At 70.2% G+C, this 20,697-nt stretch carries 19 protein-coding genes; 3 read left to right on the forward strand and 16 right to left on the reverse strand.

All coding sequences use genetic code 11. The features are described 5' to 3' along the window. Nucleotides 1-185: 185 nt before the first annotated feature. Nucleotides 186-6,029, forward strand: coding sequence for a ThuA domain-containing protein (locus AB0N27_RS27100; RefSeq protein WP_364375553.1), 5,844 nt, complete (start codon nt 186-188; stop codon nt 6,027-6,029). A gap of 71 nt (nt 6,030-6,100) precedes the next feature. Continuing rightward, on the forward strand, nt 6,101-6,622 hold the full coding sequence (locus AB0N27_RS27105) for a hypothetical protein (RefSeq protein ID WP_364375556.1): 522 nt from the start codon (nt 6,101-6,103) through the stop codon (nt 6,620-6,622). Nucleotides 6,623-6,683: 61 nt separating this feature from the next. On the opposite strand, the gene AB0N27_RS27110 is transcribed toward AB0N27_RS27105, so the two are convergent. The 4 genes from AB0N27_RS27110 to AB0N27_RS27125 are packed head-to-tail and all read right to left on the reverse strand — an operon-like array spanning nt 6,684 to nt 10,806. Further along, nucleotides 6,684-7,646, reverse strand: a complete 963-nt coding sequence (locus AB0N27_RS27110) for an aldo/keto reductase (protein WP_364375559.1) — start codon at nt 7,644-7,646, stop codon at nt 6,684-6,686. Nucleotides 7,647-7,683: 37 nt separating this feature from the next. Beyond that, the gene (locus AB0N27_RS27115; protein WP_364375562.1) at nt 7,684-8,484 is read right to left on the reverse strand and encodes a nucleotidyltransferase domain-containing protein; all 801 of its coding nucleotides are present in this window, start codon (nt 8,482-8,484) and stop codon (nt 7,684-7,686) included. Continuing rightward, the gene (locus AB0N27_RS27120; RefSeq protein ID WP_364375565.1) at nt 8,481-10,160 is read right to left on the reverse strand and encodes an ATP-binding cassette domain-containing protein; all 1,680 of its coding nucleotides are present in this window, start codon (nt 10,158-10,160) and stop codon (nt 8,481-8,483) included. The genes AB0N27_RS27115 and AB0N27_RS27120 overlap by 4 nt, the downstream gene beginning before the upstream one ends. A gap of 40 nt (nt 10,161-10,200) precedes the next feature. Continuing rightward, nucleotides 10,201-10,806 carry a methyltransferase gene (locus AB0N27_RS27125; protein WP_364375568.1) on the reverse strand — a complete coding sequence of 202 codons (606 nt, stop codon included), beginning with the start codon at nt 10,804-10,806 and terminating at the stop codon, nt 10,201-10,203. A 102-nt stretch (nt 10,807-10,908) separates the two neighbouring features. Between AB0N27_RS27125 and AB0N27_RS27130 the strand changes: the two genes are divergently transcribed. Further along, the gene (locus AB0N27_RS27130) at nt 10,909-11,976 is read left to right on the forward strand and encodes a hypothetical protein (RefSeq protein WP_364375571.1); all 1,068 of its coding nucleotides are present in this window, start codon (nt 10,909-10,911) and stop codon (nt 11,974-11,976) included. Nucleotides 11,977-12,003: 27 nt separating this feature from the next. On the opposite strand, the gene truA is transcribed toward AB0N27_RS27130, so the two are convergent. The 12 genes from truA to secY form a co-directional block, all read right to left on the reverse strand. Next, on the reverse strand, nt 12,004-12,834 hold the full coding sequence (truA, locus tag AB0N27_RS27135; protein WP_364375574.1) for a tRNA pseudouridine(38-40) synthase TruA: 831 nt from the start codon (nt 12,832-12,834) through the stop codon (nt 12,004-12,006). A gap of 68 nt (nt 12,835-12,902) precedes the next feature. Then, nucleotides 12,903-13,463: a 50S ribosomal protein L17 gene (gene rplQ / locus AB0N27_RS27140; RefSeq protein WP_357986649.1), complete on the reverse strand. Its 561-nt coding sequence runs from the start codon at nt 13,461-13,463 to the stop codon at nt 12,903-12,905. Nucleotides 13,464-13,497: 34 nt separating this feature from the next. Then, complete coding sequence (locus AB0N27_RS27145) at nt 13,498-14,520, reverse strand: DNA-directed RNA polymerase subunit alpha (protein ID WP_364375578.1); 1,023 nt, start codon at nt 14,518-14,520, stop codon at nt 13,498-13,500. A 98-nt stretch (nt 14,521-14,618) separates the two neighbouring features. After that, entirely contained in the window at nt 14,619-15,245 is a 627-nt protein-coding gene (gene rpsD / locus AB0N27_RS27150) for a 30S ribosomal protein S4 (RefSeq protein ID WP_030489600.1), read from the reverse strand. A 13-nt stretch (nt 15,246-15,258) separates the two neighbouring features. After that, a complete protein-coding gene (gene rpsK / locus AB0N27_RS27155; protein ID WP_030329919.1) occupies nt 15,259-15,666 on the reverse strand; it encodes a 30S ribosomal protein S11 in 408 nt (135 codons plus the stop codon). Between the two features lie 18 nt (nt 15,667-15,684). After that, nucleotides 15,685-16,065, reverse strand: coding sequence for a 30S ribosomal protein S13 (rpsM, locus tag AB0N27_RS27160; protein WP_007465236.1), 381 nt, complete (start codon nt 16,063-16,065; stop codon nt 15,685-15,687). A 265-nt stretch (nt 16,066-16,330) separates the two neighbouring features. Continuing rightward, nucleotides 16,331-16,444 carry a 50S ribosomal protein L36 gene (gene rpmJ / locus AB0N27_RS27165; RefSeq protein WP_012184307.1) on the reverse strand — a complete coding sequence of 38 codons (114 nt, stop codon included), beginning with the start codon at nt 16,442-16,444 and terminating at the stop codon, nt 16,331-16,333. 91 nt (nt 16,445-16,535) lie between these two features. Further along, on the reverse strand, nt 16,536-16,757 hold the full coding sequence (gene infA / locus AB0N27_RS27170; RefSeq protein ID WP_007073013.1) for a translation initiation factor IF-1: 222 nt from the start codon (nt 16,755-16,757) through the stop codon (nt 16,536-16,538). 271 nt (nt 16,758-17,028) lie between these two features. Beyond that, nucleotides 17,029-17,598, reverse strand: a complete 570-nt coding sequence (locus tag AB0N27_RS27175) for a DUF1707 domain-containing protein (protein ID WP_364375583.1) — start codon at nt 17,596-17,598, stop codon at nt 17,029-17,031. 53 nt (nt 17,599-17,651) lie between these two features. Next, complete coding sequence (gene map, locus AB0N27_RS27180; protein WP_364375586.1) at nt 17,652-18,503, reverse strand: type I methionyl aminopeptidase; 852 nt, start codon at nt 18,501-18,503, stop codon at nt 17,652-17,654. 87 nt (nt 18,504-18,590) lie between these two features. After that, on the reverse strand, nt 18,591-19,244 hold the full coding sequence (locus tag AB0N27_RS27185; protein WP_282264468.1) for an adenylate kinase: 654 nt from the start codon (nt 19,242-19,244) through the stop codon (nt 18,591-18,593). Then, nucleotides 19,245-20,573 (reverse strand): preprotein translocase subunit SecY, encoded by a 1,329-nt coding sequence (gene secY / locus AB0N27_RS27190; protein WP_357986640.1) that lies wholly within the window; start codon nt 20,571-20,573, stop codon nt 19,245-19,247. It lies immediately after the preceding gene. Nucleotides 20,574-20,697 lie beyond the last annotated feature (124 nt).

The following is a 20,697-nucleotide window of genomic DNA, read 5'->3' on the forward strand; positions in this document are numbered from 1 at the left end:
TGTTGCAGAACCGTTACCTGCCGGCATCTTGCCGGACATTGATCCCCGCGAACTAATTTGTTCAGCGATTCGACAAAATGCCGGCGTGGACGCCCTGGCACGGTGTCCCCGACCGGCTCCACCTGGGACGGTCTTCGGCGAGCCGGCCCCCGCGTATTCCTGTCCACTGCGACATTGGAGGCGGCGTGTCCCGTTCTCGTCGTGCCCGAAAACCCATCACCGCGACCCTCATCTCCCTGGCCCTCGCGTCGACGACCCTGCTCGGGTCCCCGGCGCAGGCGGCCCCCGCCGCCGCCCAGATCCCCCCGCGCGACGCGCAAGCCGCGACCCCGGTGACCCAGGTGGTGCCGAAGGCGCCGAAGGCCGCCGCCGCCGACCCCTACTCGGTGCTGGTCTTCTCCAAGACCGCCGGCTTCCGGCACGACTCCATCCCGACAGGCGTCGCCGCCATCCAACAACTCGGCGCCGCCAACGGATTCACGGTGGACAACTCCGAGGACGGTGCGGTATTCACCGACGCCAACCTGGCGAAGTACAAGGCGGTGATCTGGCTCTCCACCACGGGCGACGTGCTCGACGCCGACCAGCAGGCCGCCTTCGAGCGGTACGTGAAGGCCGGCGGCGGTTACGTGGGCATCCACGCCGCCTCGGACACCGAGTACAGCTGGGCCTGGTACGGCGACCTGGTCGGCGCGTACTTCGCCAACCACCCCCAGAACCAGCAGGCCACGGTCAAGGTGGAGGACCACGCCCACCCGTCGACGGCCGAGCTTCCGGACCGCTGGTCCCGGTTCGACGAGTGGTACAACTTCCAGACCAACCCCCGGCCGGACGTGCACGTGCTGGCCAGCCTGGACGAGAAGAGCTACACCCCGGGCGCGGGCGCGATGGGCGCCGACCACCCGACCGCCTGGTGTCAGGACTTCGACGGCGGTCGTTCCTGGTACACGGGCGGTGGGCACACCCGCGAGTCGTACGCCGAGCCCGAGTTCCTCAAGCACCTGCTCGGCGGCATCCAGACGGCGGCCGGCGTGGTCGACGCCGACTGCGGCGCCTCGAAGACGTCGAACTTCGAGAAGGTCGCCCTGGACAGCAACACCAGCAACCCGATGGAACTGGACATCGCCCCCGACGGGCGGGTCTTCTACATCGAGCGCGACGGTCGGGTGCAGATCGTCAAGCCGGACACCGGCAACACCGTCACGGCCGTCGACCTGGACGTCTTCACCGGCAACGAGGACGGCCTGATCGGCATCCGGCTCGACCCGAACTTCGCCACGAACAAGTGGGTGTACCTGTACTACGCGCCGAACGACGGCGTCACGCGCAACCTGCTGTCCCGGTTCACCGTGACCGGCGACACCATCGACCTGGCCAGCGAGAAGCAGGTGCTGCGGGTCGACACCCAGCGCAACACCTGCTGCCACGCGGGCGGCAGCATGACCTTCGACAGCGCTGGCAACCTCTACCTGGCCACCGGTGACAACACCAACCCGTTCGAGTCGAACGCGTACGCCCCGCTCGACGAGCGGCCGGGCCGTCAGGACTACGACTCGCAGCGCACGTCGGCGAACACCAACGACCTGCGCGGCAAGGTGATCCGGATCCACCCGGAGGACGACGGGACGTACACGGTTCCGACCGGCAACCTCTTCGCGCCGGGCACCGAGAAGACCCGTCCCGAGATCTACGCGATGGGCTTCCGCAACCCGTTCCGGATCGGCACCGACCCGAAGACCGACACGCTGTACGTCGGGGACTACGGGCCGGACGCCAACGCGAACAACCCGGACCGGGGCCCCCGCGGTCTGGTCGAGTGGAACGTCGTGACCCCCGGCAACTACGGCTGGCCGTACTGCACGGGCACGAACGAGGCGTACAACGACTACACGTTCCCGTCCGGGCCGAGCGGGCCGAAGTTCGACTGTGCCGCGCCGGTGAACAACTCGCCCAACAACACGGGCCTGACCAATCTCCCGCCTGTCGTCCCGGCCACCGTCGACTACGGCTACGCCGGTGACGCGCGGTACCCGGAGATCGGTGGCGGTGGCGCCCCGATGGGCGGCCCGGCCTACCGGTACGACGCCAACCTCAACTCGACACGCAAGTGGCCGGCCTACTACGACGGCAAGGCGCTGCTCGGCGAGTGGAACCAGAACAAGATGTACACGATGCAGATGACCGCTGACGGCAAGTCGTTGGTGGACATCAACCAGCTGCTCACCGGCATGAAGATGATCCGGCCGATGGACTTCGAGTTCGGCCCGGACGGCGCGCTCTACCTGATCGAGTGGGGCACGGGCTTCGGCGGCAACAACGACGACTCCGGCATCTACCGGATCGACTACACCGCCGGCGACCGCGCACCTATCGCGGCGGCGTCCGCCAACCCCACCTCGGGGCCGGCGCCGTTGACCGTCGCCTTCTCCAGCGCCGGCTCTCGGGACCCGGACGGTGGCGATCTCACCTACTCCTGGACCTTCGGCGACGGGCAGACCTCCACCGAGGCCAACCCGACGCACACGTATGCGACGGCTGGCAACTACACCGCCCAGCTCACCGTGACGAACCCGAAGGGCCGTACCGCGGTGGCCAACGTGCCGGTCACCGTGGGCAACACCGCCCCGACGGTGAGCATCGAGTTCCCGCCGGACGGTGGCTTCTTCAACTGGGGTGACCAGGTCCGCTACACGGTCAAGGTGACCGACCCGGAGGACGGGCAGATCGACTGCTCCCGGGTGAACCTCCAGGTGCTGCTCGGTCACGACGAGCACGCCCACCCGCTGGAGCAGCACACCGGCTGCACCGGCACGGTCCAGACGTCGCTCGCCTCCGGGCACGGCGCCGAGGCGAACGTGTTCGCGGTCTTCGAGGCCACGTACACCGACGAGGGTGGTGCCGGCGGCGCCGGTGCGCTCACCGGCCGGGACATCCAGATCCTGCAGCCCAAGCAGAAGCAGGCCGAGTACTTCACGGCCACCGGACGGGTGCCGGGCAGCACCGGCGGCGGAGACGCCGGCGTGCAACGCGAGACCGGCGCCGACAGCGCGGGCGGCGGTCAGAACATCGCGTTCATCGAGGACGGCGACTGGTGGTCGATCGTCCCGGCGGACCTGACGAACATCACCGAGATCCGGTTCCGGGCCGCCTCGGCCGCCGCCGGTGGTCGGATCGAGGTCCACGCGGGCGCGGTCGACGGACCGGTCGTGGCCACGGCCACAGTCCCGTCGACCGGGGCGTGGCAGACGTACACGGACGTGAGCGCACCTGTCACCGGCGCCGCGAGCGGTTCGCTGTACTTCGTGGCCCGCGATCCGAACGGCGGAGCGGGTTCGCTGTTCAACGTCAACTGGATGGACTTCGTCGGCCGCGGCGTCACCGAGAACGCGCCGCCTGTGGTCACCGCCACCGCAACCCCGGCGACCGGCACCGCGCCGGTCACCGTGGCATTCGACGGCACGGCCACCGACGCCGAGGGCGACACCCCGCTGACGTACGCCTGGGACTTCGGCGACGGCGGCACGGCGTCCACCCTGGACGCCAGCCACACGTACACCAGCGTCGGAGCCTTCACGGCCACCCTCACGGTGACCGACAGCAAGGGCGCCAAGTCGTACGCCACGGTGCCGGTGCGGGTGAACGCTCCGGACACGTCCTGCCTCGGGGCGCGTTCGGACGACTTCAACGGCAACACCCTGGACAAGGGCCGGTGGACCAGCGTGGTCCGGGAGAACCAGCTCTACTCCCTGAGCGGTGGTGCGCTGAAGCTGCCCACCTCGGTGGGTGATCTGTACGGCGCCCGCAACGACGCCACCAACCTGGTGCTCCAGGCGGCGCCGACCGGCGCCTGGGAGATGACCACCAAGGTCACTCTGCCGGTGACTGCCAACTACCAGCAGGCCGGCCTGCTGGTGTACGGCGACGACGACAACTACGCCAAGGTGGACCTGCTCTACAACGGCAGCCGTCGGGTGGAGTTCATCCGGGAGACGGCCGCGACGCCGCGCAACGACGCCGCCGACGCTGCCGACGCACCGGCAGGTGACACCGTGTACCTGCGGATCACCAGCGACGGGACGAACCTGACCGCCGCGGTCTCCGGTGACGGGCAGACGTTCACCCCGGTCGGCCGCTCGGCCGCGCTCGCAGGCATCACCAATCCGCGGATCGGGGTCTTCGCGCTCAACGGAGGCACCGAGGCGCCCGTGGTGGACGCCGCGTTCGACTCGTTCGTGGTCACGCCGGACGCCCCGGCCGGCCCGGTCGACCCGTCGGACGAGTTCACCGGCGACACGCTGGACAAGTGCCGGTGGGACGCGATCCAGCGGGAGGACCCGAACGGTTACCGGGTCACCGGTGGCGCGTTGCGGATCGACGTGCCGAACGGTGACATCTACGGCACCGACAACACCGGGCCGAAGAACTTCATCCTCCAGACCGCACCCTCGGGCGACTGGACCCTGGAGACGACTGTCGACGGCAGTCTGCTGAACGAGCAGTACCAGCAGGCCGGTCTGCTCGTGCAGGCCGACGACGACAACTACCTGAAGTTCGACTTCATCGCCGACAATCAGGCCGGCCAGGCGGTGACGCGGCGGATCGAGTTCCGCAGCGAGGTCGGCGGGACGGTGCAGAACCCGCAGCCGGAGGCGACAAGCCTCACCTCGGCGGTGTGGCATCTGCGGCTGGCCCGCACCGGTGACACGTTCACCGCGTCGTACTCGGCCGACGGGACGACCTGGACCGCGTTGGAGGCGCTGACCAACAGCGCGGTGGGTGCCACCCCGAAGGTCGGGTTGTTCACCCTCGGCGCCAACCAGACCGCCTCGAAGACCGTCGCGTTCGACTACTTCCGGTTGAGCACGACTGTCGCCGACGAGACCGCGCCGGTCACCACGGCGACGGTGTCCGGCACCCCGACCGAGGGGTGGTACACCGGGCCGGTGACGGTGACCCTCACCGCCGCCGACGAGGCCGGCGGCAGCGGTCTGGCAGGTACGCAGTACCAGCTGGACGGGGCGACCGCGTGGACTGACTACACAGCCCCGGTGGCGGTCAGCGGAGACGGCGAGCACGAACTGCGGTTCCGCTCGACCGACAAGGCGGGCAACGTGGAGTCGACGAAGACCGTCACGGTCAAGATCGACGCCACCGCGCCTGTCACCACTGCGACGTTCGCTCCGGCGAACGACGCGGGCTGGCACAACGGGACGATCCCGGTCGTGCTGACGTCGACCGACGCCGGTTCCGGGGTCAAGTCGGTGGAGTGGTCGCTGGACGGTGGCGCGTGGACGCCGTACACGGAGCCGGTCGAGGTGACCGGTGACGGGCAGCACGAGCTGCTGTTCCGGTCCACCGACAAGGCGGGCAACGTCGAGACGCTCAAGTCGGCGGTGCTGCGCATCGACGGCACGAAGCCGACGCTGCTGGTGTCCGGGATCGCCGACGGCCAGCTCTACGGTGACAGCCAGGACGTCCGGGTGTCCTGGCAGGCCGTCGACCCGACCTCGGGCATCGCGTCCGTGGTCGGCCAGCTCGACGGCAGGGCGTACGCCAGTGGCACCCTGCAGGCCATGTACGAGCTGCCGCTCGGCCTGCACGAGTTGACAGTCACCGCGACCGACAAGGCCGGCAACACGACGACCTCGAACGTCAGGTTCTTCGTCACCACCTCGTTCCGGGACATGCAGTTCCTGCTGGACCGGTTCAAGGCGACGGGGCGGTTGTCGGCAAAGGCGCACAAGCAGTTGACGGCCAAGCTCGACGCGGCCCGCCAGGCCGAGGCGGCCGGCAACGACGCCAAGGCGGTCAAGCAGCTGACCCAGTTCCGGGACCTCGCGTCCGACGCCACGCTTGTGGCCGAGGCCGAGATCCGGGACGTCCTGGTCCGGGACGCGGACGCCATGATCGTTCGGCTTGGCGGCACGGCCAGCAAGGCCGGGGTCAAGGCGAACGACGGCGAACCGGTCAAGGGCGCCGGGCGGCTCGGTGGCGATGCCACCCGGCTGGCACCCGGTCGCCAGCTCTGATCCGACGAGGCCCCTCCCCGGCGCCGCGGCGTCGGGGAGGGGCCTCCCTCATCGGCAGTGAGGAGATGTCCGTGACGGGTATCCGCAAGTTGGTCGCCGCCGTGTTCGTGGGGCTGGCCCTGACCCTGCTCGCCGCGACCCCGGCGGCCGCTCGGGCCGACAAACTCAAACTGACAGTGGCCGGCGACGGGGCCGAGGGAGTCACCATCCAGGCCACCTACGCCGACGGCCGTCGACTCGACAAGCTGGTGCGGCTGGTCCTCACCGCCACCGGCCCGGACGGGCAGAAGGTCGGCCCTGTGCAACTGGAACCGCAGCCCGAGGGGCAGGGCTTCTACAGCAGCGGTCCGCTGCTCTCCGCCGGCGCCTGGAAGGTGACGGTGACCTCCCCCGCACCGCTGCCCGGCAAGGCCACCGCCACCGTGCGGGCGCGGCCCGCGCAGACGCCACAGGCACCCGCGCCGGTCGCGGTGACCACGCCGACGGACGACACGGGCGGTGCGAACTGGTGGCCGTTCGCGGCGGCCGGGCTCGTGCTCGTCGCCGCGGCGATGGGGGTGGCCATGCTGTTCGGCCGGCGGCGCACCGACTGACGACCAGGCTTCACCAATCGGGCCGGGCCGCCACAAGCGGCCCGGCCCGTTGTCGTCCGACTCAGAGAACGGCGCGCAGCGCGGCCAGGTCGTCGTCGCTGGGCTCCCAGGTCCCGGCGGCGGCGTTGCCCCGCACCTGCTCGGGGGTGGTCGCGCCGGCGATCACCGAGGTCACCGCCGGCTGGGCGGCCAGCCCACCGATAGCCACCTGGAGCATCGTCAGGCCCCGCTCGTTCGCGTACGCCTCGATCGCCTCGATGGTGTCCCAGTCGGCGGCGGCGAATCGCTCGGCGTACCGGCCACCGCCGGAGAGCCGGCTGCCGGCCGGCGGCTGCTCGCTGCGCTTGTACTTGCCGGTGAGCAGGCCGTTGGCGAGCGGGAAGAACGGCAGCATGCCCAGGCCGAACCGCTCGCAGGCGGGGATGACCTCGGTCTCCACCGAGCGTTCCAGCAGGCTGTAGTGGTTCTGCGCGCTGATGAAGCGGGAGCGGCCGTTTGACGAGGCGACCCAGTCGGCGTCGGCGATCTGCCAGCCGGCGAAGTTGGAGTTGCCCAGGTAGCGCACCTTGCCGTCGCGGACCAGGTCGTCCAGGGCGGCGAGGGTCTCGTCGATCGGGGTGCCCGGGTCGGGCTCGTGCATCTGGTAGAGGTCGATGTGGTCCGTGCCGAGCCGGCGCAGCGACGCCTCGACCGCGCGGGCGATGTAGCGGCGGGCGCCACGCGCGCCGAAGTCCGGCCCGTTGAGGCCGTTCATGTCCATGCCGAACTTGGTGGCCACCACCACGTCGTCGCGACGACCCTTGAGTGCCTGCCCGAGCAGCTCCTCGGAGCCACCCTGCGGTTCGCCGTAGATGTCGGCGGTGTCGAACAGGTTGATTCCGGCGTCCAGGGCGGCGTCGACCACCGCGCGGGTGCCGTCGAGGTCGAGCTTGCGGCCGAAGTTGTTGCAGCCGATGCCGACCACGGACACCACGAGCCCGGAGTCGCCCAGCCGGCGATAGGTCATGTCAGTCACGAGATCCACCCTATGCCCGCCAGGTACGGCCCACCTGGGCGGCGACTCAGCCGACCACCTCGGCGACAAGCGCACGGGCTGCGCCGACTGTCTGCGCCAGCTCGGCGGGGCGGCGACCGACGGCGCCCAGGAGTGCCTGCGCGCGCCGCTCGAAGTCAGGTGGAGCGCCGGGCAGTCGTCCCGTGGCGGCGATCATTCCCTTCTCGTTGACCAGCCAGCGGCCCGCTCGGGCGTGCAGCACCTGGGCCAGCACCCCGACCACCCGGAAGAGGCACCCGGCCACGTAGCCGCTGTCCCCGCCGGCGCTGGCCTTGGCCGCGCCGGCCAGCAGAAATCCGGCCTCCCAGCCGCCCGCCACCAGCGCGTCGGCAAGCGCGGGCGGGTACTCCCGGGTCTGTTCCTTCAGTCGGGTCAGCTGACCGGTCGGGTCCGCGAGCACCTGACACAGCGCCACCTCCCCGACATAGGCCGACGAGTAGAACCCGAGCGGGTGCCCGGCCTGCGCCCCGATTTCGTACCGGCCGGCCCGGCAGTCCGTCCAGACTCGGTCCACCCGGTCGAGGTCCCGGTAGATCCAGTCCACCGCGGCCCCGCCGATCCGTAGCCATCCACCGCCGTCGACCCAGGGCCCCCAGCCACCCGGGGCGGTGAGCGCCACGTCGGTGTCGTCGGTGACCGTCGCGGCGACCGCACGCAGCGCCGGCACGTCCAGCTCGCCCCGGTAGTACAGGCCCAGGTCCCAGTCGGAGTCCGGGCGGTGCTCGCCACGAGCCCGGCTGCCACCGAGCGTCACGGCGACCACCCCCCGGACGGCGCAGAGCCGGTCGGGCAGGTCGTCGGGGATCACCCGACGTCCCAGACCGGTTCCGGGGTCTCCACCACCTCGTTGTCGCCCCGGAACAGCACGAACCTGTCGAAGGACCTGGTGAACCAGCGGTCGTGGGTGACCGCGATCACCGTCCCCTCGAACGCGTTCAGGCCCGCTTCGAGTGCCTCGGCGCTGGCCAGGTCGAGGTTGTCGGTCGGTTCGTCGAGCAGCAGCAGGGTCGCGCCGGACAACTCCAGCAGCAGCACCAGGAACCGGGCCTGCTGGCCGCCGGAGAGGGTGCCGAAGCGCTGGTCGCCCTGCCCGGCCAGCTCGTAGCGGCTGAGCACCCCCATGGCGGCGTGCCGGTCCATCCCGGTGCGGTGGTCGTCACCCCGCCACAGGATCTCCACGAGGGTCTTGGACATCAGTTCCGGCCGGTCGTGGGTCTGCGAGAAGTGCCCGGGGCGGACCCGCGCGCCGAGCCGGGCCGTGCCGTCATGCGCCACCGGGGCGAGCGCGCCCGCCCCGTCGACAGGCCCGTTCGCCGGGTCCGGATCGGTGCCACCCCGGGCCAGCAGCCGCAGGAAGTGCGACTTGCCGGTGCCGTTGGCGCCGAGCACCGCGACCCGGTCGCCGTACCAGATCTCCAGATCGAAGGGGAATGTCAGGCCGTCCAACTCCAGCTGCTCGCAGACGACCGCGCGCTTGCCGGTCCGCCCGCCGCTCAGCCGCATCCGGATGTCCTGGTCCTTCGGGGGTACGGGCGGCGGCCCGGCCTCCTCGAACTTGCGCAGCCGGGTCTGCGCGGCCTGGTACCGCGAGGCCAACCCGTCGTTGTACGCCGCCTTCTGCTTGTACATCAGCATCAGCTCGCGCAGTTTCTGGTGTTCCTCGTCCCAGCGTCGGCGTAGCTCGTCGAGGCGGGCGTGCCGGGCGATCCGTGCCTCGTGCCAGCTGGCGAAGCCACCCGGGTGCACCCAGGCGCTGCCGCCCTCCACGGCGACCACCCGGTCGGCGGTCTGGGCCAGCAGCTCGCGGTCGTGCGAAACGTAGAGCACCGACTTGGTCGACTCGCGCAGCCGCGCCTCCAGCCACCGCTTGCCGGGCACGTCGAGGAAGTTGTCCGGCTCGTCGAGCAGCAGCACCTCGTCCGGGCCGCGCAGCAGCAGCTCCAGGGCGAAGCGCTTCTGCTGGCCGCCGGAGAGCGTCCGCACCGGACGGTCCCGGGCGCCGTCCCAGGGCAGGCCGAGCACGATTGTCGAGACGGTGTCGAAGAGCACCTCGGCGTCGTACCCGCCGACCTCGCCCCAGGCGCCCAGCGCGTCCGCGTACGCCAGCTGGGCCTTGCCGGCGGCGGTGCTGTACTTGCCGCGGACCTCGGCGGCCCGCATGACCGCCTCGGTTTCGGCGAGTCGGAGGCCGGCGTCGCGCAGCGCCGGCGGAGCCAGCGACAGCGCCAGGTCGGCGAGCGTCGACTCGTCGCCGATCATGCCGATGAACTGGCGCATCACGCCTAGTCCGCCCGCCCGCGCGACGACTCCGGTACGCACCGGCAGGTCCCCGGCGACCATCCGCAGCAGCGTCGTCTTACCTGCGCCGTTCGGCCCGACCAGGGCTACCTTCGCGCCGTCGCCGACCCGGAACGACACGTCGGCGAAGAGTTCCCGACCGTCGGGCAGGATGTGCCCGACCCCTGCCACGTCCACGTATCCCACGCCGGGATCCTGCCGCAGACGGCGGCGGGGGCATATCCATTTACCGGGTGACCCGCAGCACCCGGAAGCCCTTCTGGCTGGCGTGCCGCTCGACCTGCCAGCCCTGCTCGGTGAGCCAGCGCTGAAGCGAGTCACCGCCGAGGTGCCGGGCGACGACCAGCCAGCCAACGCCGTTCGGGGCGAGCCGGGGCAGCCACCGCAGCAGCAGTTCGTGCAGCTCCTCCTTGCCGATCCGGATCGGCGGGTTGGACCACAGCTCGGTGAACGTGAGGTCCGCGGGTACGTCGTCAGGCGCGCTGACCCGGACCCGGCCACCGGCGCCGATCCGGGCGGCGTTGGCGGCGGTGAGGTCGCGGGCCCGGGCGTTGACGTCGACGGCCCAGACGGTGCTCGCCGGCGCCACGTCGGCCAGGACGCACGCGATGGGGCCGAACCCGCAGCCGAGGTCGAGCAGGTTGCCTGTGGTGTCGGCGTCGGGCAGCTCCGCCTTGCGCAGCAGCACCGCGGTGCCCGGGTCGAGTCGACTGGCGGAGAAGACCCCGCCGGCCGAGGCGAGTCGGTAGTCGCGGTCGGCGACGGAGAACTCGACCTCGCGCGGCGGAGCGTCGCTTGCGGGTTGAGCGGTGAAGTAGTGGTCGCCGGTCACGCCGGCAATTCTCGCACCGGCCGGGACACGCGCCGACACGGCCCACGCATACATTTCCCGTTATTACCCCCTAAAGGGACAATGCCTCTTACTCTGGGCGACATGGTGTATCGGTACGAGTCCGATCAGGACGCTTTCGAGGAGTACCCGGAGCCCGGGTCCGACGTGGCCGAGTTCGACGGCCCGCCCCCACCGGCCGGGCCCTCGCCGTCGCGCTTCCCCGCGCCGTCGCTGCCCAGGCCGAACCAGCTCGTCCTGCCGTCGACGCAGCCGCCGACACAGCCGCCGCCGGCCCGTGCCGAGATTCCGCTGGCCGCGCCGCGCGAGCAGGTCTACACCTCGGCGCAGCCGATCGAACAGACCACCAGGCGCGGCGGCGGCCGGCTCTGGCAGGTCGTGATCGGCGGCGCGGCCGTCCTGGTCCTGCTCGCGCTCTGCGGCCTGGGCGCCGCCGCACTCCTGTCCGAGCGCGACAAGCAGCAGCCGGAGACCAACCCGACGTACCAACCGAACGCGGCAGCGTCCGCGCCCGCCGAACGGCAGGACCTCGACTCCCGGGACACCGACCAGGCACCGCTCACCGCCCGGGAGGTCTTCCCCGGCAAGGAACTCAAGCTCGCCGACGGCCAGCCGCCCTACCAGGTGCTCAAGACACACTCCAGCGGCAGTTGCGCCGTCGCCGCCACCGGCGAGGTGGCAGACATGCTGGTCCGGCTCGGCTGCAACCAGGTCGTACGCGCCACCCTGCGGACCCCCGACGGCGACCACCTGGTCACCACAGGCCTGTTCAACCTCACCGACAAGGCGAGCGCCGAGCGGACCCGGGAACGGGTCCGGCAGCTCCTCGACGAACGGCAGGGCCGCTTCCGGGGCCTCACCGCAGGCGACGACACGAACGTGCTGGGCACCGCCCCCGCCCGGGTCGGCTGGCAGGTACGCGGCCACTACCTGGCGTACGCGCTTGTGGTCCGCACGGACGGGGCGGCCGTCAAGGCAGGCGACCCCCGGATCCGGGAGATCATGTACGACGTGATCGAGCTGCACCTCAGCAAGGGCGTGCTCCAGAAGCGCGCCGACGGCGGCACGGCCGGGCAACCGACGGCGGCCTCCACGGAGGGCAGCGGCAGCCAGAACGGCGAGACGGGCGACGGGGAACTGCCCGGCGACTGACGGCGACGACAGGCCGGCCCGCTGCGGTCAGCCCTCGACGGGGACCCGCAGCCGGCGGGTCAGCTCGGCGCGGCGCGCGTACTCGGCCGGGTCCTGCGGGTAACCCACAGCGACGAGGGTCAGCCCGTGCGCCGGCGCCACGGTCACCTCGCTGGACCGCTCCCGGTGCACGAGCAGACTGCCCGGCCACTGCACCGGGCGGCGCCCGTCGCCGGCCACCAACATGGCCCCCACCAGGCTGCGCACCATGGCCTGGCAGAACGCGTCCGCCTGCACGGTGGCGACCAGGATGCCGTCGGGGTCCCGACGCCAGTCCAGCCGCGTCACCTCGCGCAGCGTCGTCGCGTTCTCCTTGCGCCGGCAGTACGCGGCGAAGTCGTGCTCCCCGACCAGGCCGGCTGCCGCGGCGTTCAGCGCGGCCAGGTCCAGCGGTCGCGGCCAGGCCAGCACCTCGTGCCGTCGCAGCGGCTCCGCGCCGAACGGCGCGTCGGTCACCCGGTACTCGTAGCGCCGGAAGGTGGCCGAGAACCGGGCGTCGAACTCGGCCGGCACCTCGGTCATCGCCCGGACCCGCACATCGGTGGGGAGCAGACGGGCCAGGCGGCGCAGCAACCGTCCCTCATGCTGCCGCCACACGTCGACAGGCAGGTCCACGTGGCAGACCTGCCCGGTGGCGTGCACCCCCGCGTCGGTCCGGCCGGCCACTGTCAACCCGGTGACCGTACCGGCGCCGAGGACCAGGCCCAGGGTCTCGACGAGCACCCCCGCGACGGTCCGCCGGGTCGGTTGGGGTGCCCAACCGGAGAAACCGGCGCCGTCGTACGAGACGTCCAGCCGCAGCCGGATCCGCTCGTCCACCTCGTACCTCCTGTTACGGGTCGGGCCCGACACCCCGCGAGGGGTGCCGGGCCCGACGATGCCCGAGATCAGGCCTTGTTCTCCTCGGTGGCGAGATCGCTGTCCTCGCGCGCCTCGGCGGTGTCGCCGGAAGCCGACACCGGAGCCTCGGAGTCCTGGTCGGCGTCGGCCGACTTCGGGGTCTCGTCGGCCGGGGCGAGGGCCTCGACCTTGTCCTGCTGCGCGGCCTTGCGGGCGGCGGTCTTCTTGTTCGCCTTCGGCTCGGCGACCTGAAGCTCCTCCACCAGCTCGATGATCGCCATCGGAGCGGCGTCACCCTTGCGCGGGCCGGTCTTCACGATCCGGGTGTAACCGCCGGGGCGGTTGGCGTACCGGGGCGCGATCTGGTCGAACAGGGCGTAGACGACGTCCTTGTCCTTGACGACACCCAGCACCCGACGCCGCGAGGCGAGGTCACCGCGCTTGGCCTTGGTGATGAGCTGCTCGGCCAGCGGACGCAGCCGCCGGGCCTTCGTCTCGGTGGTCTGGATCTTGCCGTGCTGGAACAGCGCAGTGGCCAGGTTGGCCAGCATCAGCCGCTCGTGCGCGGGGCTGCCGCCGAGGCGGGGGCCCTTGGTGGGCGTGGGCATTTTTGGTGCTCCTCAGTTGTGGCGGCAGCGCGGACTAGAGCTGCTCGGTCTCGCGGTAGTCGTCGGTGTCGTAGTCGGCCTCGCCGAAGCTGTCCACGACGTGCGCCGGGTCGAAGTTCGGAGCCGAGTCCTTCAGCCCGAGACCCATCCCGGCGAGCTTCATCTTGACCTCGTCGATCGACTTCTGACCGAAGTTGCGGATGTCGAGGAGGTCGGCCTCGGTACGCCCGATGAGCTCACCAACGGAGTTGATGCCCTCGCGCTTGAGGCAGTTGTAGGAACGGACGGTGAGGTCCAGCTCCTCGATCGGCAGGGCCAGGTCCGCCGCCAGCTGGGCGTCCTGCGGCGACGGCCCGATGTCGATGCCCTCGGCGGTCTCGTCCAGCTCCCGGGCCAGACCGAACAGCTCCACGAGCGTCGAACCGGCGGAGGCCAGCGCGGTACGCGGACCCATCGACGGCTTGGTCTCGACGTCGATGATCAGCCGGTCGAAGTCGGTGCGCTGCTCGACACGGGTCGCCTCGACGCGGTAGGTCACCTTCAGCACCGGCGAGTAGATCGAGTCGACCGGGATGCGGCCGATCTCGGCGCCGGACTGCTTGTTCTGCGCGGCCGTCACGTAGCCCCGGCCCCGCTCGACGGTCAGCTCCATGTCGAGCCGGCCCTTGCCGTTGAGGGTCGCGAGCTTCAGGTCCGGGTTGTGCACCGAGACGCCGGCCGGGGGCTGGATGTCGCCCGCGGTCACGTCGCCCGGGCCCTGCTTGCGCAGGTACATGCTGACCGGCTCGTCGTGCTCGGAGCTGACGCACAGCTCCTTGATGTTCATGACGAGCTCGACCACGTCCTCCTTGACACCGGGGATCGTGGTGAACTCGTGCAGCACACCGTCGATCTTGATCGAGGTGACGGCCGCGCCCGGGATCGACGACAGCAGCGTGCGCCGCAGCGAGTTGCCCAGGGTGTAGCCGAAGCCCGGCTCCAGCGGCTCGATGGCGAACCGCGACCGGGTCTCGTTGATCGACTCCTCGGAGAGGGAGGGTCGCTGGCTGATGAGCATCTTTTCTCTTCTCTTCCGGGACGCCCGCTATTTGACGTCCACGACACAAACTGTTCCGGTGGCCCGCCCCGGAGGGCGGGCCACCGAACGAGCTCGGACTACTTGGAGTAGAGCTCGACGATCAACTGCTCCTGGACCTGCGTGTCGATGACCTGCCGGGCCGGGAGGGAGTGCACGAGCACCTTCATCTGGCTCGGGATGGCCTCAAGCCACGCCGGAACCGTCTTCGAGCCGGCCTGGGCCTGCGCGACGATGAACGGGGTGAGCTCCTTGCTCTTGCCCCGAACCTCGATGATGTCGTGCTCCTTGACGCGGTACGACGGGATGTCGACCTTCTTGCCGTTCACCGTGAAGTGACCGTGCTTGACCAGCTGGCGGGCCATGTCCCGCGAGTGGGCGTAGCCGGCCCGGTAAACGACGTTGTCCAGCCGCGACTCGAGGATCTGCAGGAGGACCTCACCGGTCTTGGCCTGCTTGCCGACGGCTTCCTCGTAGTAACCGCGGAACTGCTTCTCCAGCACGCCGTAGACACGGCGGGCCTTCTGCTTCTCACGGAGCTGGAGCAGGTACTCCGTCTCCTTGGTGCGGCCGCGGCCGTGCTGCCCGGGCGGGAACGGCCGGGACTCGAACGGGCACTTCGGTCCATCGCACTTGCTGCCCTTGAGGAACAGCTTCATCTTCTCCCGCCGGCAACGGCGGCAGTCTGCACCGGTGTAACGAGCCATCTCTCTCTACCTCTCAGACCCGACGACGCTTAGGCGGACGGCATCCGTTGTGCGGCTGCGGGGTGACGTCGGCGATCTGGCCGACCTCCAGCCCGACGGCCTGCAGCGAACGGATCGCGGTCTCCCGGCCGGAGCCGGGGCCCTTGACGAACACGTCGACCTTGCGCATGCCGTGCTCCATGGCCCGACGCGCGGCGGCCTCGGCGGCCAGCTGAGCGGCGAACGGAGTCGACTTGCGGGAGCCCTTGAAGCCCACCTGGCCAGCGGAGGCCCAGGAGATGACCGCACCGGTCGGGTCCGTGATGGACACGATGGTGTTGTTGAAGGTGCTCTTGATGTGCGCCTGCCCGTGGGCGACGTTCTTGCGTTCCTTGCGCCGGACCTTCTTGACAGCGGCTCCGGCACGAGCCTTCGGTGGCATAAGTCTGTGCGCTCCTAGTTACTTCTTGCCGGGCTTCTTCTTGCCGGCGACGGTCCGCTTCGGGCCCTTGCGGGTCCGCGCGTTGGTCTTGGTCCGCTGGCCACGCACGGGCAGGCCCCGGCGGTGCCGGATGCCGGCGTAGCAGCCGATCTCAACCTTGCGGCGGATGTCAGCGGCGACCTCGCGGCGCAGGTCGCCTTCAACCTTGTAGTTGCCCTCGATGTGGTCGCGGAGCTGCACGAGCTCCTCGTCCGTGAGGTCCCGAGCGCGCTTGTCCGGCGAGATGCCGGTGGCGGCGAGTGTCTCCAGGGCGCGGGTGCGACCGACCCCGAAGATGTAGGTGAGCGCGATCTCCATCCGCTTCTCGCGGGGGAGGTCCACGCCGACTAGACGTGCCATGTGCGGGCGTACTCCTCGTGATGTGTGGCGGAGGTGTGGACCCGTCCCATCCCGCTACCGGCCGTCCCGTCTTTCCGACGCGGTGAGCGCCGGCGACCGGGATCGGTCGCTGCCCGAGCGGGCCCCGGCCTCCGACCGGGGGTCAGCCACGAAAGGAGTACGTCTTCACGTACCGCTCGTGGCTGGGACGAGCATGTGTGATGTGTGTCGCTGGGGATCTGCCCGGACCAACGCCACCCGGCCGGTCACGGCCGGACGGGCTGACTCAGCCCTGGCGCTGCTTGTGGCGCGGGTCGGTGCAGATGACCATGACCCGGCCGTGCCGGCGGATAACCCGGCACTTGTTGCAGATCCTCTTGACGCTCGGCTTGACCTTCACGGTTGCCTTACTTCCCATCTGGCCCGGCGACGCGGAGTGCGCGAGACCGGACGTCGAAGACGGACACGGGACTTCCCGGCCGTCGTCAGGACTACTTGTAGCGGTAGACGATGCGCCCGCGGGTCAGGTCGTACGGCGAGAGTTCGACGACGACCCGGTCCTCCGGAAGGATGCGGATGTAGTGCTGCCGCATCTTGCCGCTGATGTGAGCCAGCACCTTGTGGCCGTTCGCGAGCTCCACCCGGAACATAGCGTTCGGCAGGGGCTCGATGACCCGACCCTCGATCTCAATGGCTCCGTCTTTTTTCGGCATGTCCTCCGCTGTCCTGACGTCGATTGCTCCGGGCGGCCCACAACGTCTTACACGGGAAACTGACCTTGATCAGAAGCCCGCGCCAGCCGCGGCTCCAGGACCCACCGAAGCGCAGGGTGGGCATGCCGGAGTGGACGCTGTGCGCCGATCAGAAAGTGTACGCCCGCCTGCGGGCCGTCGCCAAACCGGCCACCCATCGCGTCGCCGTGGCCGCCGGCCGTGCCCCGTCCGGATCCCGGATGATCTTGCCGAGGGGCCGGCGGCGGGACGGTCAACCGGCCGGCGCGTCCCGTTCATCCGGTCCGGTGGACCCCAGCTCACGCCGCCGCTCCCGCTTCGCCCGCTTGCGCTGCCGGCGGCGTTCCCGCTCGACCGCTCGCCGCCGAGGCTCTCCCCCGGTCAGCCCGGTCACCGTCCGGACCACCAGCACGGCACCCCACGGCCCGGCCACCCAGACCGGCCAGAAGTAGAGCAGTTCCCCACTGAGCAGCGAGGTCACCGCCCAGATGGTCACCACGACGGCGATCACCTGGAGGTACGGCAGCCACACCTCGGCCAACCAGCGGGCCGTGACACCACCGCCCACCGGGCCGGGCTGGCCGACGCTCACCGGCGCGGCCGGGTCGACAGGTGCCACAGCCGAGCGCTCGGCGGGCGCCGCCTGCGGCAGGTCGGTCAGCAGGGCGTCCAACTCGGCGTACGTCCGTGCCGCGTACGCCCGCTGCAAGCGCTCGTCGTACTCGTGCAGGTCCAGTCGGCCCTCGCCGAGGGCGACCCGCAAGCGGTCGGCCACCGCCTCCCGGTCCGCGTCCGCGGCTCGCATCCCGTCGCGCCCGTCCATGCCGGCAAGCATGCCACCGGCACGCCAGCCGCGCCTTACCCCGGACGTCAGGGTCAGGGGGCGGTCGAGACGGCTGGTTGGCGGGCAGTCACCAGGTCGCCCAGGCGGGCGCGGCCTCCGTCGAAGGCGGTGAGCACCCAGACGCCGTCGGGCAGCAGGGCCATCGAGTGCTCGACGTGCGCCGCCACCGAACCGTCCCGGGTGACGACCGTCCAGCCGTCGGCCAGCTCGACAGTCCGCGGGGACGCCATGGTGATCATCGGCTCGATGGCCAGCGCCATGCCGGGAACCAGACGCGGCCCCTTGCCCGGACGGCCGTGGTTGAGCACGTGCGGGTCCTGGTGCATCTCCGTGCCGATGCCGTGCCCGCCGTAGCCGTCGACGATGCCGTACCGGCCACCCTTGCGGACGGCGGTCTCCACCGCGTGGGAGATGTCGGTGAGCCGCCCCTTGCCACTGGCGGCGCCCCGCGCGGCGGCCGCGATACCTGCCCACATCGCGTCCTCGGCCACCTCGGCCATCTTGAGCAGCGCCGGGTCGACCTCGCCGACCCCCACGGTGATCGCCGAGTCGCCGTGCCAGCCGTTAAGCACCGCGCCGCAGTCGATCGAGATGAGGTCACCCTCGGCGAGCACCTGCTTCGGCGAGGGGATGGCGTGCACGATCTGCTCGTTCACCGAGGAGCAGATCGACGCCGGGAAACCGTGGTAGCCCTTGAACGACGGAACGGCACCCGCCTCGCGGATGGCCGACTCGGCGATGGCGTCCAGATCGGCGGTGCTCACACCGGGGGCGACTGCCTCCCGCATGCGGCGCAGCGCCTCCGCCACCACCAGCCCGGCGGCCCGCATCTTCTCGATCTGGTCAGGGGTCTTCAGCTGGATGTCCAGCTGGGGACGACGCATGGAGCGATTACCTTTCGTTGCCGAACAGCGGGGCACGTCTCGCGTACCCCGCTGTTCGCACTCTATCCGCCGTGGCCCGGCCGGACCTCAGCCGCCGTACGACCGCAGCGCGTCGATGGCCCGGGTGGTGACGTCCTCCACCGGCCCGGTGGCGTCGATCCCGACCAGCTTGCCCTGGGCGCCGTAGTAGTCGACCAGGGGCGCGGTCTTCTCGCCGTACTCGCGGAGCCGCGTGGCGATCGTCTCCGGCTTGTCGTCGTCGCGCTGGAACAGCTCGGCGCCGCACCTGTCACAGATCCCCGGACGCGTGGTGGCGTCGAACTCGACGTGCCAGATCTTGCCGCAGCCCCGGCAGGTACGCCTACCGGAGAGCCGCCGGATCACCTCGTCGTCGTCGACGACCAGCTCCAGGACCAGGTCGAGCGCCGTGCCCAGGTCGGCGAGGAGCTTGTCCAGAGCGGCGGCCTGCGGAGTGGTCCGCGGGAAGCCGTCCAGCAGGAAGCCCTCGCTGGCGTCGGGTTCGGCCAGCCGGTCCCGGACCATGTTGATGGTCACCTCGTCGGGAACCAGTTCGCCCGCGTCCATGTACCGCTTCGCCTCGACACCGAGGGGCGTGCCCTGGGTGACGTTCGACCGGAAGATGTCCCCGGTCGAGATCTTCGGCACCGAGAGGTGCGCGGCGATGAACTCGGCCTGAGTGCCCTTGCCCGCGCCCGGCGGGCCAACCAGAACGAGTCTCATCTACCGCAGGAACCCTTCGTAGTTCCGCTGCATGAGTTGGCTCTCGATCTGCTTCACGGTCTCCAGACCGACGCCGACCATGATGAGCACAGCGGTGCCGCCGAACGGGAAGTTCTGGTACTGCTGGTTGTCCAGCCAGATGAAGAAGAAGTTCGGCAGGATGGAGATGACGCCCAGGTAGAGCGCGCCCGGCAGGGTGATCCGGCTGAGGATGAAGTCCAGGTAGTCGGCCGTCGGCTTGCCCGGGCGGATGCCCGGCACGAACCCGCCGTACTTCTTCATGTTGTCCGCGACCTCGGTCGGGTTGAACGTGATCGAGACGTAGAAGTACGTGAAGAAGATGATCATCAGGAAGTAGACCGTGATGTAGATCGGGCTACTCGGGTTGACCAGGTTGTTCTGGATCCACGCCTGGGTCTTGCCCGGGTCGTTCTGGTCGAAGAACTGCAGGGCCAGCTGCGGCAGGTAGAGCAGCGACGAGCCGAAGATGACCGGGATGACACCCGCCTGGTTGACCTTCAACGGGATGTAGGTCGAGGTGCCGCCGTACATCCGTCGGCCGATCATCCGCTTGGCGTACTGCACCGGGATACGGCGCTGCGCCTGCTCGATGAACGTGACAGCGGTGATGACCACCAGAACCAGCGCGATGACCAGGGCGAACATGTCCCAGCCCTTACTGGTCTTGATCTGCCAACCCTCGCTGGGCAGCCGCGCCGCGATCGAGGTGAAGATCAGGACGGACATGCCGTTGCCGACGCCCCGGTCGGTGATCAGCTCACCGAGCCACATGACCATGCCGGTGCCGGCGGTCATCGTCATCACCAGGATGGTCAGGGTCAGCCAGTCCGGGATGCCGGTGCCGGTCGGGATGATCGGGAACTGGTCGCACTTGTTCTGGAAGAGCTGCCCCGAACGGGCCAGGGCGACGAACGCCGAGGCCTGCAGCACACCGAGACCGAGGGTCAGGTACCGCGTGTACTGGGTGATCTTCGCCTGGCCGGCCTGGCCCTCCTTGCGGAGCTGCTCCAGGCGCGGGATCACGACGGTCAGCAGCTGCAGGATGATCGACGCCGTGATGTAGGGCATGATGCCCAGCGCGAAGACCGAGAGCTGGAGCAGCGCCCCGCCGGAGAAGAGGTTGAGCAGGTTCACCACACCCGTGGTGTCACCCTGGATGGAGTCGAGGCACTTCTGCACGTTGCCGTACGAGACGCCCGGGCTGGGGAGCGTGGCACCCAGCCGGTAGACCGCGATGATGCCTACTGTGAACAGCAGCTTCTTGCGCAGGTCAGGCGTACGGAACGCACTGAGAAAGGCGGACAGCAACTTCTTCCTCCTGCGCGAGGCGGGCCGCCGGTGATCCCTGGCGGGTCGGGGTGGATCACGGGCGAGCGCCCGCAATCCATGGCTGGGATGGGACTCTAACAGCCCTGTCCCGCTCCGGGCAGGT

The sequence above is a fragment of the Micromonospora sp. NPDC093244 genome (assembly GCF_040683695.1).
Classification (GTDB): domain Bacteria; phylum Actinomycetota; class Actinomycetes; order Mycobacteriales; family Micromonosporaceae; genus Micromonospora.

Coding starts and splice junctions, on each gene's coding strand:
- AB0N27_RS27185 (WP_282264468.1), bottom strand. CDS start 19,244: ATGAGACTCGTTCTGGTTGGCCCGCCGGGCGCGGGCAAGGGCACTCAG.
- rpsK (WP_030329919.1), bottom strand. CDS start 15,666: ATGCCACCGAAGGCTCGTGCCGGAGCCGCTGTCAAGAAGGTCCGGCGC.
- map (WP_364375586.1), bottom strand. CDS start 18,503: ATGCGTCGTCCCCAGCTGGACATCCAGCTGAAGACCCCTGACCAGATC.
- AB0N27_RS27145 (WP_364375578.1), bottom strand. CDS start 14,520: ATGCTCATCAGCCAGCGACCCTCCCTCTCCGAGGAGTCGATCAACGAG.
- rpsM (WP_007465236.1), bottom strand. CDS start 16,065: ATGGCACGTCTAGTCGGCGTGGACCTCCCCCGCGAGAAGCGGATGGAG.
- AB0N27_RS27175 (WP_364375583.1), bottom strand. CDS start 17,598: ATGGACGGGCGCGACGGGATGCGAGCCGCGGACGCGGACCGGGAGGCG.
- rplQ (WP_357986649.1), bottom strand. CDS start 13,463: ATGCCCACGCCCACCAAGGGCCCCCGCCTCGGCGGCAGCCCCGCGCAC.
- rpsD (WP_030489600.1), bottom strand. CDS start 15,245: ATGGCTCGTTACACCGGTGCAGACTGCCGCCGTTGCCGGCGGGAGAAG.
- infA (WP_007073013.1), bottom strand. CDS start 16,757: ATGCCGAAAAAAGACGGAGCCATTGAGATCGAGGGTCGGGTCATCGAG.
- AB0N27_RS27130 (WP_364375571.1), top strand. CDS start 10,909: ATGGTGTATCGGTACGAGTCCGATCAGGACGCTTTCGAGGAGTACCCG.